Origin of the sequence: Arthrobacter sp. efr-133-TYG-120 (genome assembly GCF_030209785.1) — a bacterium.
Classification (GTDB): domain Bacteria; phylum Actinomycetota; class Actinomycetes; order Actinomycetales; family Micrococcaceae; genus Arthrobacter.
This window is the reverse complement of record NZ_JARVRI010000016.1, coordinates 22,402-35,889: the sequence shown is the minus strand read 5'-3', so window position 1 is coordinate 35,889 and position 13,488 is coordinate 22,402. Positions and strand designations below refer to the sequence as shown.

General features: G+C 63.8%; 14 protein-coding genes. 8 read left to right on the top strand and 6 right to left on the bottom strand.

Annotation, left to right across the window (positions count from 1 at the left end):
* Nucleotides 1-32: 32 nt before the first annotated feature.
* The 6 genes from QRN51_RS11120 to QRN51_RS11095 form a co-directional block, all read right to left on the bottom strand.
* Entirely contained in the window at nucleotides 33-359 is a 327-nt protein-coding gene (locus tag QRN51_RS11120; RefSeq protein WP_284989914.1) for a type II toxin-antitoxin system PemK/MazF family toxin, read from the bottom strand.
* Nucleotides 356-562, bottom strand: coding sequence for an antitoxin MazE family protein (locus QRN51_RS11115; RefSeq protein WP_059389418.1), 207 nt, complete (start codon nucleotides 560-562; stop codon nucleotides 356-358). The genes QRN51_RS11120 and QRN51_RS11115 overlap by 4 nt, the downstream gene beginning before the upstream one ends.
* Nucleotides 563-638: 76 nt before the next feature.
* Complete coding sequence (locus QRN51_RS11110; RefSeq protein ID WP_284989965.1) at nucleotides 639-1,298, bottom strand: GntR family transcriptional regulator; 660 nt, start codon at nucleotides 1,296-1,298, stop codon at nucleotides 639-641.
* A gap of 124 nt (nucleotides 1,299-1,422) precedes the next feature.
* Nucleotides 1,423-2,445 carry a transketolase family protein gene (locus tag QRN51_RS11105; protein WP_284989912.1) on the bottom strand — a complete coding sequence of 341 codons (1,023 nt, stop codon included), beginning with the start codon at nucleotides 2,443-2,445 and terminating at the stop codon, nucleotides 1,423-1,425.
* Nucleotides 2,442-3,305, bottom strand: coding sequence for a transketolase (locus QRN51_RS11100; protein ID WP_284989911.1), 864 nt, complete (start codon nucleotides 3,303-3,305; stop codon nucleotides 2,442-2,444). The genes QRN51_RS11105 and QRN51_RS11100 overlap by 4 nt, the downstream gene beginning before the upstream one ends.
* 50 nt (nucleotides 3,306-3,355) lie before the next feature.
* Nucleotides 3,356-4,693 carry an MFS transporter gene (locus QRN51_RS11095; RefSeq protein ID WP_284989910.1) on the bottom strand — a complete coding sequence of 446 codons (1,338 nt, stop codon included), beginning with the start codon at nucleotides 4,691-4,693 and terminating at the stop codon, nucleotides 3,356-3,358.
* Nucleotides 4,694-4,886: 193 nt separating this feature from the next.
* Here QRN51_RS11095 and QRN51_RS11090 point away from each other — a divergent pair, with 193 nt between their 5' ends.
* The 8 genes from QRN51_RS11090 to QRN51_RS11055 all read left to right on the top strand — a co-directional run bounded on the left by QRN51_RS11090 (nucleotide 4,887) and on the right by QRN51_RS11055 (nucleotide 13,322).
* Nucleotides 4,887-5,711, top strand: a complete 825-nt coding sequence (locus tag QRN51_RS11090; protein WP_284989909.1) for a sugar phosphate isomerase/epimerase family protein — start codon at nucleotides 4,887-4,889, stop codon at nucleotides 5,709-5,711.
* Nucleotides 5,712-5,740: 29 nt separating this feature from the next.
* Nucleotides 5,741-6,517 (top strand): SDR family NAD(P)-dependent oxidoreductase, encoded by a 777-nt coding sequence (locus tag QRN51_RS11085; RefSeq protein WP_284989908.1) that lies wholly within the window; start codon nucleotides 5,741-5,743, stop codon nucleotides 6,515-6,517.
* A gap of 33 nt (nucleotides 6,518-6,550) precedes the next feature.
* Nucleotides 6,551-8,281: a dihydroxyacetone kinase family protein gene (locus tag QRN51_RS11080; RefSeq protein ID WP_284989906.1), complete on the top strand. Its 1,731-nt coding sequence runs from the start codon at nucleotides 6,551-6,553 to the stop codon at nucleotides 8,279-8,281.
* Nucleotides 8,278-8,757, top strand: a complete 480-nt coding sequence (locus tag QRN51_RS11075) for an RpiB/LacA/LacB family sugar-phosphate isomerase (RefSeq protein ID WP_284989904.1) — start codon at nucleotides 8,278-8,280, stop codon at nucleotides 8,755-8,757. The genes QRN51_RS11080 and QRN51_RS11075 overlap by 4 nt, the downstream gene beginning before the upstream one ends.
* A gap of 151 nt (nucleotides 8,758-8,908) precedes the next feature.
* Entirely contained in the window at nucleotides 8,909-9,688 is a 780-nt protein-coding gene (locus QRN51_RS11070) for a type 1 glutamine amidotransferase domain-containing protein (protein WP_284989902.1), read from the top strand.
* A gap of 213 nt (nucleotides 9,689-9,901) precedes the next feature.
* Nucleotides 9,902-10,927, top strand: coding sequence for a LacI family DNA-binding transcriptional regulator (locus QRN51_RS11065; protein ID WP_284989900.1), 1,026 nt, complete (start codon nucleotides 9,902-9,904; stop codon nucleotides 10,925-10,927).
* Nucleotides 10,928-11,035: 108 nt separating this feature from the next.
* Nucleotides 11,036-12,346: an extracellular solute-binding protein gene (locus tag QRN51_RS11060; protein ID WP_059389409.1), complete on the top strand. Its 1,311-nt coding sequence runs from the start codon at nucleotides 11,036-11,038 to the stop codon at nucleotides 12,344-12,346.
* 13 nt (nucleotides 12,347-12,359) lie between these two features.
* Entirely contained in the window at nucleotides 12,360-13,322 is a 963-nt protein-coding gene (locus QRN51_RS11055) for a carbohydrate ABC transporter permease (protein WP_059389408.1), read from the top strand.
* Nucleotides 13,323-13,488: the final 166 nt, after the last annotated feature.

The window sequence follows — 13,488 nt, the reverse complement described above, 5'->3', positions numbered from 1 at the left end:
CCCCAACGGAGGTGCCGCCACCCGGCGATGCGCTAACCGGCAAGTCCAAGGAACACCAGCAAAGCTCTTTCAATCTCTACGAGCTGTGCGGATGTCAAACGGCCGACGCGGCTTTGCACGTTGGAACGCCGGACCGTCGTCAACTTGTCGATCATCACGTGGCTTTCCTGCCGCAAGCCGGACAGCTCTGAGGCTGAGACACTGACCCGAAGGAGGGGTGCGTCGATGAGGTTTGTTGTCAGAGGAAGAACCGTGACGGAATCGGTGACGTCGAATCGGTCATCCTGGATCACAAGCGCTGGCCGCGGCTTGGAGGCGTAGACACCGCCAGCCACGGTCCAGAGTTCGCCACGGTTCACTCTTCGTCCCAAGGCGCTGACACAGCCTCGATAAACTCCTGGTCATCGGACTGGCGATCAGCAGCTGCTGCGGCAGCGGCCTGCCGGTGTGCTTCGGCGTCGAAACCGTCGGCCCGAACGTCCGGTACCCACACCTGGATTGGGCGGAAGCCGTGTTCGCGCATCCGCTTACGGTACTCGCTGACCCGATCTCGAACTGCCATGGAATCCATGTTACATGTAACACCGCTGTGGCGACAGGTTCAGAGATGCCCTCACTCGATGTGCCGCCGTCGAGCGCTAAGCCACCAGCTCCGCGGCAGCGCTGTCCATGTGCTCAAGGATGGTTTTGCGGGCCAGGGATACGTCGCCGGTCTCGATGGCGGCCACAATGTCGTGGTGACGCTCGACGCTCATGTTCTTGACGCCCTTTTCAAGGCCGGCGAACATGATGGACATCCGGATGGATCCCTCCAGCGATTCCCAGGAATGGAGCAGGGTCTCGTTGCCCGTGAGGCGGCACATGGTGCGGTGGAATTCCAGATCGGACTCGATCCGTTCCTCGAGGCTTCCCTTGGCGGCGGCCGCCATGGCATCGATGGCGGTACGCAGCGAAGTGATCACCTGTTGGCGGTCCGGCAGCTCGCAGAGCGTGCGCGCCGCAAGGGACTCGAGGGCCGCCCGCACGGAGTAGATATCGCGGATTTCCTTGGCATCGAGGTGCCGGACGGAAAGCCGGCCGCGGGGTCCTGCAGACAGCAGACCCTCCTGCTCGAGTTGACGCAGGGCTTCCCGGAGCGTTCCGCGGCTGATCTGGAGCATGTCCGACAGCTCGGTCTCCACCAAGTGCCGGCCGGGCGCCAGCTCGCCGCTCGTGATGGCGGTGCGCAGGGCAGAGAGCGCCTGCTCGCGGAGGCTCTTCTTTTCCAGTCCCAGGAGGGGTGCTGTTGCTCCGGCCATCATGTCCGTCCTCAATGTCAGTGGTCGACTGTTTACAGTCGGTGTGTTAACTGTTGATCTTACGTCAGGAGCGCGGAACCGGCCCACGCCTGCTCCGCGCTCCTGCGTCCTTTGAAGAACCGGGTCAGCCCAGTTCCGCGAGGACCTTTGCCACGATCCGTTGCACGGACAATCCGTAGCGCTCGTGCAGGGTGGGCAGCGCGCCAGCGTCGAGGAACTCGTCGGGAAGTGCAACGGGAACCACGCGCTTGCCCAGCCCGGCGGTGACCACGGCCGAGGCCACGGTTTCGAACAAGCCGCCCACCACGCTGTGGTTCTCCAGCGTGACCGCCAGGCGATCGGTGTTCAGTTCCGCCAGGACGGTGGCGGCGTCGAACGGCTTGATGGTGGGCGCGTGCACGACGGCGACATCCACCTTGTGTGCGGCGAGCGCCTCCGCTGCCTGCAGCGCACGCATGGTCATGAGCCCGCTCGAGACGAACACGACGTCGTTTCCGCCGCGCAGCACCTTCGCCTTGCCGAGTTCGAACGTGTAGTCGTACTCGTCCAGCACGGTGGGGACGTTGCCGCGGAGGAGGCGCAGGTACGTAGGCCCGTCGCTGGCTGCCAGCTGCGGCACGGCCTGTTCGATGTCCACGGAATCGCACGGATCGACGATGGTCAGATTCGGCATGCCACGGAAGATCGCCATGTCCTCGGTGGCCTGGTGGCTGGGGCCGTAGCCCGTGGTCAGGCCCGGGAGCCCGCCCACGATGTTCACGTTCAGGTTCGGCTCGGCGATGTCGAGGCACAGGAAATCGTAGGCCCGGCGCGCGGCGAACACAGAATAGGTTGAGGCAAACGGAATCAAACCTGTCTCCGCCAAGCCTGCCGCCGCACCGAAGAGCAACTGCTCGGCCATGCCCATCTGGAAAAACCGCTCCGGGAACGCCTTCGCAAAGATATGCATGTCCGTGTATTTGCCGAGGTCGGCGGTGAGTCCGACGATTCGCGGGTCGGCCTCGGCGGCCTTCACCAAAGCGTGGCCGAAAGGCGCCGACGAAGTCTTCTGGCCCGGGTCGGCGAAGGACGCGATCATGGCCGACGTTTTCAGCTTGGATGCTGCGCCTTTCAAAGCTGCGCCTTTCGAAGCGGTGACGGTGCTCATCGGCCGGCCTTCCCGTTGGATCCTGCGGTCAATTGCTTGCGGCAGAGCTGCCATTCGTGTTCTTCGATGCGCATGAAGTGCGCCTTTTCGCGTTCTTCGAGCAGCGGCACGCCGCGGCCCACCTTCGTGTCACACAGGATGACGGAAGGACGCCCGACGGCGGCGGCCTGGCTAGCCGCGTTGTCGAACGCAGCCAGCAACGCACCGACGTCGTTCCCGTCCACCCGCTGCGTGTACCAACCGAAGGCTTCCCACTTCTCCGTCACGGGTTCGGTCCGGAGGACGGTGTCCGTCTTGCCATCCGCCTGCAGGGCGTTGATGTCCACCATGGCGGTCAGGTTGCCCAACTGGTGGTGGTGCGCGCCCATGGCGGCTTCCCACGTGGACCCTTCGTCAAGCTCACCGTCGGAGAGGAAGTTGTACACCCTCGCGCTGGAGCCCTCTCCCGATTGAGCGCGGTGCCGGAGGCCAAGGGCAATTCCGACAGCGATGGAGAGCCCGTGGCCAAGCGACCCTCCCGAGATTTCCATGCCCGGCGTGTATGTCGACATCCCGGACATGGGGAGGCGGGAATCGTCCGAGCCGTAGCTTTCGAGCTCCTCCACGGGAATGATCCCGGCCTCCGCCAGGGCTGCATAGTGGCCGATTGCGTAATGGCCGGTGGAAAGGAGGAAACGGTCCCGGCCCTCCCACTCGGGATCATTGGCCCGGTAGCGGAGCTGGTCCGCGTAGACCGCGGCGAGCATGTCCGCCGCACCGAGTGCCTGTCCGACGTAGCCCTGCCCCTGGACTTCGCCCATGTTGAGGGCGTGGTGCCGGATCCGGGTTGCGGCAGCGCGCACGCGTTCGATGCGTTCCATCGCGGTTTCTCCGATTCGTCCTGCCGTGTTTTGTTCCTGCGCCACCGTCATTAGACATTCACCGACTGGGGAGTGCTTTTGGTGGCCTCATCGGCCAACTGGCGTTCCTTCTTGCCCCAGGTTTCGCGGGTAGCCAATGCCGCCCAGAGACCGATGGCTGCGTACAGGCCGAAGAGCAATGCCGGGCCCATCCAGCCCATGGCGACGAAGAGCAGCGTGGTGATGAAGGGGGTGAAGCCGGAGATCGTGGCTGAGATCTGGTAGGCCAGCGAGGCTCCTGAAGCGCGGGTCTTCGCCTGGAAAAGCTCGGGGAACCAGGCGCCCTGGGCACCGGCGAGCGAGTTCTGGCAGACACCGTAGGAGACGGCGATCGTGGCAATGATGAAGATGAACAAACCGGTGTTGACCAGCAGGAACATCGGGATGGCAAACAGCACGGCGAAGGCGCAGGACCAGATGTAGACGGGGCGCCGTCCGATCCTGTCCGTGAGCCGCGCCCAGGCCTGGGTGGCGAAGATGCCGATGGCCGAAGCGATGCAGAGAGCCACCAGCGTCTGGGTCTTATCGGCCAAATGCTGGCTGTTCAGGTAGGAAATCATGTACGTGATGGAGACGGCGTAGCCTGCGGTCTCGGCGATCCGGAGGCCGATGCCCTTGACGATGTTGCGCCAGTCGGTCTTCAGGACCTCCACGATGGGCGACTTCACGATTGCGCCGCTGTCCTTGACCTCGTCGAAGACGGGAGATTCCGGGACCTTGGAGCGGATGATCAAGCCAACGACAACCAAGACGATGCTGGCGAGGAACGGGATGCGCCAGGCGAGTTCGCCGCCGAGCTGGACGCTGACAAGGAAGACCAGGTTGGCCAGCAGCAGGCCCACCGGGAATCCGGCCTGGACGATGCCGGTGTACTTTCCCTTCTTCTTCCAGGGCGCGTGCTCATAACTCATCAGAATGGCTCCGCCCCATTCGGCTCCGAAGGCCAGGCCTTGGACGATGCGGACGAACACCAGCAGTGCCGGAGCCAACAGGCCCACTTGGGTGTAGGTGGGAAGCAGGCCGATCAGGAAGGTGGCCACCCCCATCAGGATGAGGGAAGCCACGAGGACCGGCTTGCGACCCAGCTTGTCGCCCAGATGGCCGCCGATGATGCCACCGATGGGACGGGCCGCGAAGCCGACGCCGAGGGTCGCGAAAGCGGCGAGGGTACCTGTCACGGGGTCGCCCGTGGGGAAGAACGCCGTTCCGAAGTATAGGGCAGCCGCGGTGCCGAATCCGATGAAGTCATAGGTTTCGATAACCGCGCCCACTCCGGAGCCGATGGCGACGCGCCTGGCGTCCTTGGTGCCGTGGACCGGACCGCGCATGGTCAGAGCTTCTTTGCTCATTGGTGAATCCCTTTCGAAGAGCGACTGAGGCTAGGCGCTTCAGCACTGTCGACTGTTAACACATGATACGCCAGTGTGACCTGCATCATCCATTTCTGTCAACAGTCAACTTCAAGGGTTGACTGTTAACAGTTAACTTAGCTACTGTGGTTCCCATCACTACTGCCTTCGGGCACGACTGGAGGAAACGAAGATGTTCAACTCCCGACTCGGTTGCTCGTCCATCAGCTTCCGGCACCAGGATCTGCCCGCCGCCCTGCGCACCATCGGCGGTTTGGGCTTTGAGGAAATCGACCTCGGCGCGCTGCCGGGCGTCTGCGATCACGTTCCCTATGAGCTTGATTCCGACGCCGTCTCGGCCGTGACCGCGGAGGTCGTCGCCTCAGGGTTGCGGGTCCGTTCGGTCAACGGCGATATAGGAGACCTCAACGCAGTACTCGACGCCGGCCAGCGCGCCGCCCGCGAAAGTCACCTCGACGCACTCCTCACCCTTACGGCCAACACCGGGGCGAAGGCCTTGGTCCTCCCGTGCGGAGCGTTGTCCCACGATCCCGTCCGCGGCCTCGACGAGGACCTGGACACCATCGCAGCCCAACTCGTCGGTGCCGGACAGCGCGCGGCGGAGTTCGGCGTCGAACTCTGGACAGAATCGCTGCACTTCCTCCGGTTCTGCTGGAACCTGGACCGCGCAGAACAGCTCGCCACGCGGCTGGCGGGCTCCGGCGTCGGGATTGTCATGGACTTCAGCCACATTGTCGCCGCGGGCGAAGATCCGCTGGAATACATCGAACGCCATCGGGGCCGGATAGCCCATGTCCACTTGCGGGACGCCGTTCCGGGCAACATCAACCTGAGCATCGGAAACGGCCAGGCGGACTTCGCCGCCGGACTCAGCTCGCTCGCAGCCACCGGTTACAGCGGCCATTTCTCGCTCGAGCTCGAAACCCGCGACGTCACCCACGACGAGCGTCCGGCGGCGGCCGCCAAAGCCGCCAGCTACATCACAGACCTCATCTGACTTTCACACCAACAAATTCAAGGAGCATCATGACCACCACCATCCAGCGCACCGCAGTCCTCACCGGGGCAACCTCGGACCGGGGAATCGGCATCACCACCGCACGCCGCTACGCCAATGATGGCTGGGCCGTCGTGATCCTGGACCTCGACGGCGAGAAGTCCGCCAAGGTCGCGGCGGAAATCGGCAACCAGTTCAACGTCCCCGCGTTCGGTTACGAGATCGACGTCGCCAACGAGGCTTCCGTCACCGCGGCGTACAACGCAGTCGCCGCCGAGATCAGCGCAGGCAACCTCCCCGCCGTCGGCGCCCTCGCGAACATCGCGGGCATCACCTCGCCAGTGCCGTTCCTCGAAACCACGCTGGAACTGTGGCACAAGATCATGGACGTCAACGCCACCGGCACCTACCTGGTGACCAAGGCCTTCCTGCCGGACATGATCGCCAACGGCTGGGGCCGCATCGTGAACATGTCCTCCGTCTCCGCCCAGCGCGGGGGCGGCGTCTTCGGCAAGGTCCCGTACTCCGCCGCAAAAGCCGCTATCCTCGGCTTCACCAAGGCCTTGGCACGCGAAATCGGCGCCACCGGCGTGACCGTGAACGCCATTACTCCGGGCGCCGTGGACACGAACATCCGCGTCGGCAGCACCGACGAGCAGGAAGCCGCCATCAACGCCGGGATTCCCCTGGGCCGCAACGCCACCACCGAGGAAATCGCGGCCGTCATCACGTTCCTCTCTTCCGAGGAATCCGCCTACCTCACAGGCACCACCATCGACATCAACGGTGGAAGCCACATCCACTAGCAGTCCCCACATCCGTAGCCGAAAGAGCCCACGATGACCAAAATCTTCAATGATCCCGCCGATTTCGCAGACGAAGCCCTCGCCGGCTTCTGCGACCTCCACTCCGGCCTGGTGCGCCAGGTTCCCGGCGGCGCAGTGCGCCGCCGTCGTCCCGAGCAGCCCAAGGTGGCCGTCCTGGCCGGCGGCGGGTCCGGGCACTACCCGGCATTCGCCGGACTCATCGGCGCGGGACTGGCCGACGGCGCCGTCGTGGGCAACATCTTCACCTCGCCTTCCGCCCAACAGGCCTATTCCGTGGCCAAGGCTGCGGATTCCGGGGCCGGCGTGGTGTTCACGTACGGCAACTATGCCGGGGACGTCCTGAACTTCGGCATGGCCAGCGAGCGCTTGGCTGCAGAAGGCATTGCCGTGGAAAACGTGCTGGTGACGGACGACATCGCGAGCGCACCGCCGTCGGAATCCGCGAAACGCCGCGGCATCGCGGGCGACTTCACGGTCTTCAAGATCATGGGCGCCGCCGCCGAAGCGGGAGCCGGACTGGCCGACGTCGTGCGCTTGGGCCGCAAAGCCAATGACCTGACCCGCACCATCGGCAGCGCCTTCCATGGCTGCACCTTCCCCGGCGCCGAAGCGCCCCTGTTCACGCTGAACGACAAGCAGATGGGACTTGGCCTGGGCATCCACGGCGAGCCCGGATTGTTCGACACCGAGCTCCCGCCGGCCAAGGAACTCGGCCAGGAACTCGTCGCTCGGCTGCTGGCGGAAACCCCGCACGGAGCGGGCAACCGCCTCGCCGTCATCCTCAACGGACTTGGCTCCACGAAGCACGAAGAACTCTTCGTCCTGTGGCTGACCGTGGCCCCGTTGCTGCGCTCAGCCGGCTACACCCTGGTCATGCCGGAGGTCGGCGAACTGGTCACGAGCCTGGACATGTCCGGCGTCTCCCTCACCATCACCTGGCTCGACGAAGAACTCGAACCGCTGTGGACGGCACCCGCTGAAACACCGGCTTACCGGCGCGGCAACGCCACCCTTGCTGGCGGTTTGCTTTCGGAGGAGGCGTACGACGGCGGCGCTGAGGCTATCGCTTTCGCGGCCACCCTGGACTCGCGCAACTACGCCGCGAGCTGCGCGGACGCGCTCGAGGCGGCGCGGAAAGCACTGCACGACGCCGAATCGCGCCTCGGCGACATGGACGCGGTAGCGGGCGACGGCGACCACGGCCGCGGAATGGTACGCGGAATTGACGCCGCAACCGCGGCAGCGGTTGCTGCGTTGGCCGGTGGCGCGGGAGCCGGCGATATGTTGGGTGCCGCAGGCGATGCCTGGGCGGACAAAGCGGGGGGAACCTCGGGCGTTCTGTGGGGCGCAGGCCTCCGCGCCTTCGGCGAATCCCTTGGCAACGACGAGGCGCCGGAACCGGCTGGACTCGCCGCAGCCGTGACAGCGTTCGCCGCGCGGATCACCGAACTGGGCAAGGCCGAGATAGGCGACAAGACCATGGTGGATGCCCTGCTCCCCTTCGCCGAAACCTTCAGTGAACGCGTCTCCGAGGGTGTCCCTCCGGAGCGTGCCTGGGCTGAAGCTGCCTCGGCGGCCACCTCGGCTGCGCAAGCTACGGCCGCGCTCCGTCCCCTCAAAGGAAGGGCCCGGCCGCTCGCCGAGAAGAGCCTGGGCACAGCAGACCCCGGAGCCACGTCACTGGCGATGATCTTCACCGTCATGGGCCCGCATGTTGTGAGTGCCGGGAAGGTCACGGCATGACCACGAAACGTTTCCGACTCATCCTGGGCGCCGACGAAGCAGGCGTGGACTACAAAGACCGGATTATGGCGGACTTGCGGGACGATCCGCGGGTCAGCGAAATCATCGACATCGGCGTCAACCGCAGCGACTCCACCGAAGAATTCACCACGCCCTACCCCTACGTAGGGATCAAGGCCGGCGAACTCATTCGAGACGGCCATGCAGACCGTGCCATCCTGTTCTGTGGTACCGGAATCGGCGTGGCCATCGCCGCGAACAAAGTGGACGGCATCCGCGCCACCACGGCCCACGATCCCTTCTCCGTGGAGCGGTCCATCCTGTCCAACGATTGCCAGGTGCTCACCATGGGCCAGCGCGTCGTCGGGGTGGAACTGGCCAGCAGGCTCGCACGGGAATGGCTCGGCTACGCCTTCGACCCAACGTCGGCGTCGGCGGACAAGGTCAAGGTGCTCACCGATTTCGAAGGCTGCTGAGTCGTCCTGCCCCCTCCCAACTGACTGACAGTTGTTGTCGTTTTGAGCCCTCATAACGACAACAACTGCGAGCTAGTTGGGTCCTGCAGCGCCGGGGTGGGCCTGAATTTGGGCTAGGCGTAGGGTGGAATGTGGACGATAGGAGCATTTCATGAAGAAAATCCTCATGGTACTAACCAGCGTTTCCGAGCTTGGCGATACGGGAAAGAAGACCGGCTACAACGTGGCCGAGGCTGCACATCCTTGGAAGGTCTTCAAGGATTCCGGACACTTCGTCGACTTCGCATCCATCCAGGGCGGTCAGCCCCCGCGCGACGAGGTGGACTCGAAAGATCCCATCCAGGTTGCCTTCACGGAAGACGAGGCCACACGGGCCGGCCTCTACAACACTGCCCGCGTGGACGTTGTTGATCCGGGCCAGTACGACGCAGTCTTCCTCGTGGGAGGCCACGGCACCATGTGGGACTTCCCGGACAGCGAAGGACTCCAGAAACTTGTCGCGAGCGTCTACGACGCCGGCGGTGTGGTGGGCGCGGTCTGCCACGGACCCGCGGGCCTGGTGAACGTGGACCTGGCCGACGGCTTCAGGCTCGTCGGGGGCCGGGAGGTGGCCGCCTTCACCAACGACGAAGAAGTTGCCGCAGGAATGGACAAGGTCATCCCGTTCTTCTTGGCCGATCGGCTCAAGGAACAGGGTGCGATCCACGTCTTCGCCGACGTCTTCGCAGAGAAGGTTGTAGTCTCCGACCGCTTGGTGACCGGGCAGAACCCTGCTTCCGCCGCGGGCGTAGCGAAAGAGATGGAGAAACTCCTCGCGGAGGTCATCCATCAGGAAAAGGCCGAAGAACAGCAGGAATCGGAAGCCTTGCGCGCAGAAAAGGACGCCAAGAAAGAAGCCAAGAAAGCTGCCGCAGCAGGCACAGAGCACTAACACCCGCAGCGTTTTGACACTGGCGGCCGCTCCGACGACGGGGCGGCCGCCGGTGTCGTCGGAGCGATCCCCAGTGTCGTCGACGGCCTGGAAACGACCCGCACATACCGATCAATTTCCCGTTTGCCCTTGACAAGAGTTCCCTGAACCGGTTCAGTAGAGATAACAAAACCGGTTCAGTGACCCCAATCACCAAGTGGCAATGAGGCAAACATGACAGTGACCATCAACGACGTTGCGCAGGCAGCCGGCGTGAGCAAGGGTGCCGTCTCGTACGCGTTGAATGGGCAGCCCGGCGTCAGTGATGACACCCGGGAGCGCATTCTCAGGGTAGCCCGGGAACTAGGGTGGAAGCCGAATCTTCGAGCCAAGAGCCTGTCTTCTGCCAAAGCCTTCGCCGTCGGACTCGTGGTGGCAAGGGACCCCCGGCTTCTGGGAACTGATCCCTTCTTCCCCGCATTCATCGCCGGGATCGAGACCACCTTGGTCGAGCACGAATACGTCCTGGTCCTGACGGTGGCCGCAAGCGCCGACGCCGAGGAACTGGGCTATCGGAAGCTGGCTGCCGACAGCCGCGTGGACGGCGTCATCCTCACGGACATGAGGGTTGACGACTCCCGGATCGCTTTGTTGACGAGCCTCAAGATTCCGGCCGTCACCCTTAACCGGCCCGAAACCCCCTCGCCGTTCCCTGCTGTCTGCATGGACGATACCGAAGGCATTGCGGCCGCCGTCGAGCACCTCGTTTCCCTGGGACACACCAAAATCGGCCACGTGGGCGGACCGCAGAGTTACATCCACGGCCGAAGCCGGCGCTTGGCGTGGCAAAACGCCATGGCGAAAGCCGGGCTCGGGGCCGGTTCCTTCATCGAGGCGGACTTCACCGCAGCGGGCGGATTGGCGGCTACCGCGGAATTGCTTCGCTCGGCCCAACGGCCAACTGCGATCATCTACGCGAACGACCTGATGGCCACCGCCGGACAGTCCTACGCCCAGTCCCTCGGACTGGCGGTTCCCGATGATCTATCCATCACCGGCTACGACGACACCGAGCTCGCCAGGTACCTCAATCCTCCGTTGACGACTGTCCCCGCCGATCCGCTGCTCTGGGGGCGGGTTGCCGCCCAGCAGCTGCTTAGCCTCCTCGGCGGAGCCCCTGCGGAAGACGTCTATCTGCCATCTCCAAAACTGGTAGTCCGCGCATCCACTGGGCCGGTCCCCAGCATGCCGAATAAATAATCCTTACTAATACCGATCTACCCGCAATCGGGTGGGGTTATTTGCCATTCCCGTTTGACGGCAATGTCGCCACCGCATTTTCAGTTTTTACCCGCAAAAGGAGTTGCAATGAAGCACGGAAAAATTAGTTCGAGAGTCCTCTCCCTTACCGCTATTGCCGTTATCGGAGCCGGCCTGGCCGCATGCGGTGGAGGCGCCTCCAGCAGCACGGCTTCTGGAGCGAACTCCGCCACCACGGCCAAGGGTCCCATCAAGATCTGGTACTCAAACAACGAGTTCGAGGTGAAGTGGGGCAAGGACATGGTGGCCTCCTGGAACGCCGCCCACCCCGACCAGCAAGTCGATGCCCAGGAAATCCCGGCAGGCAAGAGCTCCGAAGAGGTCATCGGGGCGGCAATTACCGCCGGCAACGCCCCCTGCCTGGTCTTCAACACGGCCCCGGTAGCTGTTCCGCAGTTCCAGAAGCAGGGTGGCTTGGTCCCGCTGGATTCCTTCCCGGACGGCGCACAGTACATCAAGGACCGCACCGGCGATCTCGCCAACCAGTACAAGTCCTCCGACGGCAAGACGTACCAGCTTCCGTGGAAGTCCAACCCGGTGGTCCTCTTCTACAACAAGGACGTCTTCGCGAAGGCCGGCCTGGACCCGGAAAAGCCCAAGCTTGCCACGCAGTCCGAGTTCCTGGACACTGCCCGCACCCTCGTGAAGTCCGGCGCCGTCGCCAATGCCGTGTGGCCTTCGCCCACGAGCGACTTCTACCAGCCCTGGTTCGATTTCTACCCGTTCTATGCAGCCAATTCGGGTGGGACGACCCTGCTCAAGGATGGCAAGTCCACCTTCAACAGCGATCAAGGCAAGCAGGTCGCCACCATGTTCCAGACCCTCTACAAGGAGAACTTGGCATCCAAGGAAGCGTACAAGGGTGACTCCTTCGCCGACGGCAAGGCCGGCATGTCCCTCGCAGGCCCCTGGGCCGTCGCCGCTTACAAGGGCAAGGTGAATTGGGGCACGGTCCCGGTCCCGGGTGCGCAAGCCCAGACCGACGGCTCCACCTTCTCCGACGCCAAGAACATCGCCATGTACTCCTCGTGCAAAAACCAAGGAACCGCCTGGGAGGTCATGAAGTTCGCCACCAGCAAGGAACAGGACGGCAAGCTCCTCTCCGGAACGGGCCAGATGCCGATGCGCAAGGACTTGGCCACCACGTACGCGGACTACTTCAGCCAGAACCCGGCCTACAAGACCTTCGCCGACGAAGCCGCACGCACGGTGGAAGTTCCCAACGTGACCAACTCGGTGCAGATCTGGCAGACCTTCCGGGATGCCTGGAGCAAGTCCGTGATCTTTGGCAACCAGAGCATCGATGACGCCTTCAAGGGTGCATCCGACAAGATCAACCAACTGGCAGCCCAGAAGTAGCAGGCGAATCCCCATGTCACTTCGCTCAGCTGGGGTTCCCGCTACGGGAGACTCTGCGGGGCGGGCTGTGGACCAGCGGCCGGCGCCCAGGAAACGCAAGAACTTCCTGGGCCGCCAGCCACTGGGACTGCTGTTCAGCGCCCCCTACGTCATCTTCGTCCTTGCGGTGCTGGCCTACCCGCTCGGGTATGCCGTCTACATCTCCTTCCACCAGTTCTTCTTCACCGCTCCGGGCGTCCAGGTTGACCGTCCCTTCGTGGGGTTGGACAACTACATCACTGTCCTGTCCGACCCCGAAGTGCAACGTTCCTTCGCCAACATCGGCATCTTCCTGATCATCAACGTGCCGCTGACCGTGGGGCTATCCTTGGTCCTGGCCAACGCCTTGAACCGCGTGACGCGGCTCAAGACCTTCTTCCGCGTCAGCTACTACGTCCCGTACGTCACGGCGAGCGTCGCCGTCGTCGGAGTCTGGCTGTTCCTGTTCCAGCAGGACGGGCTGGTCAACGCCATTCTGGGCCCGCTGGCCCCGAACCCCTCGTGGTTGACGAACTCCTGGCTGGCAATGCCAACAGTGGCCCTGTACGTGACGTGGAAGCAATTGGGATTCTTCATCCTGCTTTACCTGGCGGCCCTACAGAACATCCCGGACGAGCTCTACGAATCCGCCTCGGTGGACGGCGGGAACAAATGGGTCCAGTTCTGGAACATCACCGTTCCGGGAGTGCGCTCGGCCAGCGTGCTGGTGACCCTGCTCGCCACCATTACCGGAGCCAACCTGTTTACCGAGCCCTATCTGCTCACCGGCGGAGGCGGACCGGACGGAGCCTCGACCTCGCCCGTGTTCCTGATGTACCAGAAGGGAATCCTGCAGGGGAATCCCGATGTGGCCGCAGCCCTCGGTGTGGTGCTCGTGATCGGCGTGCTGCTGATCGCCTTGATCCAGAAACGCCTCGTTGGCGGGAAGGAGGACTGACGTGTCGATTTTCAATAAAGCGCCTCTCAGGAACGACGACGACGACGCCCGCAGGCCACGTGCCGGCGCCTCCGAAGGAGCGACGTCCGAAGCCGGTTCCAGTGCTGAGGCACCTGTATCCACGGCCTCCCGCAAAGGCAGTTCTGTGGCGAAGCGCAAGAACCTC

Excerpts from the sequence above, each read along its gene's own strand:
- QRN51_RS11075 (WP_284989904.1), top strand. The coding sequence starts at position 8,278 with ATGACCACGAAACGTTTCCGACTCATCCTGGGCGCCGACGAAGCAGGC.
- QRN51_RS11085 (WP_284989908.1), top strand. The coding sequence starts at position 5,741 with ATGACCACCACCATCCAGCGCACCGCAGTCCTCACCGGGGCAACCTCG.
- QRN51_RS11070 (WP_284989902.1), top strand. The coding sequence starts at position 8,909 with ATGAAGAAAATCCTCATGGTACTAACCAGCGTTTCCGAGCTTGGCGAT.
- QRN51_RS11115 (WP_059389418.1), bottom strand. The coding sequence starts at position 562 with ATGGCAGTTCGAGATCGGGTCAGCGAGTACCGTAAGCGGATGCGCGAA.
- QRN51_RS11060 (WP_059389409.1), top strand. The coding sequence starts at position 11,036 with ATGAAGCACGGAAAAATTAGTTCGAGAGTCCTCTCCCTTACCGCTATT.
- QRN51_RS11065 (WP_284989900.1), top strand. The coding sequence starts at position 9,902 with ATGACAGTGACCATCAACGACGTTGCGCAGGCAGCCGGCGTGAGCAAG.
- QRN51_RS11055 (WP_059389408.1), top strand. The coding sequence starts at position 12,360 with ATGTCACTTCGCTCAGCTGGGGTTCCCGCTACGGGAGACTCTGCGGGG.
- QRN51_RS11090 (WP_284989909.1), top strand. The coding sequence starts at position 4,887 with ATGTTCAACTCCCGACTCGGTTGCTCGTCCATCAGCTTCCGGCACCAG.
- QRN51_RS11100 (WP_284989911.1), bottom strand. The coding sequence starts at position 3,305 with ATGGAACGCATCGAACGCGTGCGCGCTGCCGCAACCCGGATCCGGCAC.
- QRN51_RS11105 (WP_284989912.1), bottom strand. The coding sequence starts at position 2,445 with ATGAGCACCGTCACCGCTTCGAAAGGCGCAGCTTTGAAAGGCGCAGCA.
- QRN51_RS11095 (WP_284989910.1), bottom strand. The coding sequence starts at position 4,693 with ATGAGCAAAGAAGCTCTGACCATGCGCGGTCCGGTCCACGGCACCAAG.
- QRN51_RS11080 (WP_284989906.1), top strand. The coding sequence starts at position 6,551 with ATGACCAAAATCTTCAATGATCCCGCCGATTTCGCAGACGAAGCCCTC.
- QRN51_RS11110 (WP_284989965.1), bottom strand. The coding sequence starts at position 1,298 with ATGGCCGGAGCAACAGCACCCCTCCTGGGACTGGAAAAGAAGAGCCTC.